Here is a 1,765-nt window from a genome sequence, read left to right on the forward strand (position 1 = left end):
CGTTTGCCATATCGTTGTATGTAGGTACTCCGCTACGTGAGGAAACCGTAACCCGAGTGGGGCTGGTACCTTTCGTTCTGCGACGGGGTACAGAATCGTATCCGCAGACTACACAATTCAGAGAACAGTTAGAACAATTGTATGGCGCGGGTTTCGGATTCGATGTATACAAACGTGGAGATTATCAGATCGTGCAATTTCGCATGGATACGATTAATGACAGCTTTGTAAACAGTCCGGATAGTTTGCTGGATCGTTCGTTTGCTTTTCTCGGAGAAGTGCTGACGAAGCCTGCATTGGAAAATGGTGCATTTCAAACGGGATACGTCCAGCAGGAACGAGAAAATGTGCGTAAAAAGCTGGAATCTATAGTTAACGATAAAATACGTTATGCTGGTGAGCGCTGTATGGAGGAAATGTGCAAAGATGAGCCTTATCGTCTGCACCCTCTTGGTCAACGATCCGATCTGGACAGCATAGATACACAGAGCTTGTATCAGGCTTATGGAGAATGGCTGAATCATGCCAGCATGGATTTATACGTTGTGGGAGATACGACGCTGGAAGAAGTTGAGAAGTTTGTTGATCGCTATTTTCAATTGAATCGTTCAGCGGAAGCAGGGTATGTTCCAGAACAGCCCAAGTCAGTAGAGCGTGAGGTTCAAACCGTTGTAGAGCGTCTTGATGTGAACCAGGGCAAGCTCAACATGGGGTTGCGCACCCCTATTACGTATGGAGACGATCGCTATGCTTCCGCTCTGATGTATAATGGCATTTTGGGCGGGTATCCGCATTCAAAGCTGTTCGTTAATGTAAGGGAAAAGGAAAGTTTGGCGTATTACGCTTCATCGCGGTATGACGGGCATAAAGGGATTGGTACGATTCAATCTGGTATCGAAATTCCTAATTATGAAAAAGCGGTTACTATTATCCGCAAGCAACTGGAAGATACGCAAAATGGAGCGATTACCGAGCTGGAAATGACCCAAACGCAGGCGATGATTCGCAACTTGCTGAAGGAGATGCAGGATTCCGCTTTTGAAATGATCGCCTATGATTTTAACAGACAGCTTTCCGGTAAGGAGCGGACGGTAGATGAGCTGCTGAGTCAGGTGGAGGCAGTTAAGGTGCAGGATGTTCAGGATGCCGCCCGGACGTTCCGACTGGACACTATTTATTTCTTGAGAGACCAGAAGGGGGAATAGCGGTGGAGCATATACCTTATGAGCATTTGCAGGAAACGCTGTACTATGAAGTAATGGATAACGGTTTACACGTTTATGTGTTGCCCAAACCGGGTTTTCAGAAAACGTACGCTACATTTGCGACTAAATACGGCTCGGTTGATAATCATTTCCGCGTAGAAGGTCAACAGCCCGTAAAGGTGCCGGATGGCATAGCCCATTTTTTGGAGCATAAAATGTTTGAAGAGCCTGAAGGCGATATTTTTGCTACCTTTTCCTCTAATGGGGCATCGGCGAACGCATTTACGAGCTTTGATCAAACAGTATATCTGTTTTCGGCAACCGAGCGTATTCAAGAAAATTTGACCACGCTGGTCAATTTTGTGCAGCATCCTTACTTTACAGATGAAAATGTAGAGAAGGAAAAAGGCATTATCGGCCAGGAAATCAATATGTATGAAGATAATCCCGATTGGCGGAGTTACTTTGGTCTGATCGAGGCGTTGTACAAGGTCCATCCGGTGCATATTGATATCGCAGGTACTGTTCAATCCATCAGTACGATTACAAAGGAAACGCTG

The 1,765-nt window shown here is 45.7% G+C and carries 2 protein-coding genes; both read left to right on the forward strand.

The window, feature by feature from the left end:
- The coding region (gene yfmF / locus GRP75_RS26060) for an EF-P 5-aminopentanol modification-associated protein YfmF (RefSeq protein ID WP_160790778.1) at positions 1-1,205 on the forward strand (1,205 nt) is incomplete at its 5' end.
- A 2-nt stretch (positions 1,206-1,207) separates the two neighbouring features.
- The coding region (gene yfmH / locus GRP75_RS26065; protein ID WP_160790779.1) for an EF-P 5-aminopentanol modification-associated protein YfmH at positions 1,208-1,765 on the forward strand (558 nt) is incomplete at its 3' end.

The organism is Paenibacillus sp. OT2-17, from assembly GCF_009827695.1.
Classification (GTDB): Bacteria; Bacillota; Bacilli; order Paenibacillales; family Paenibacillaceae; genus Paenibacillus; species Paenibacillus polymyxa_B.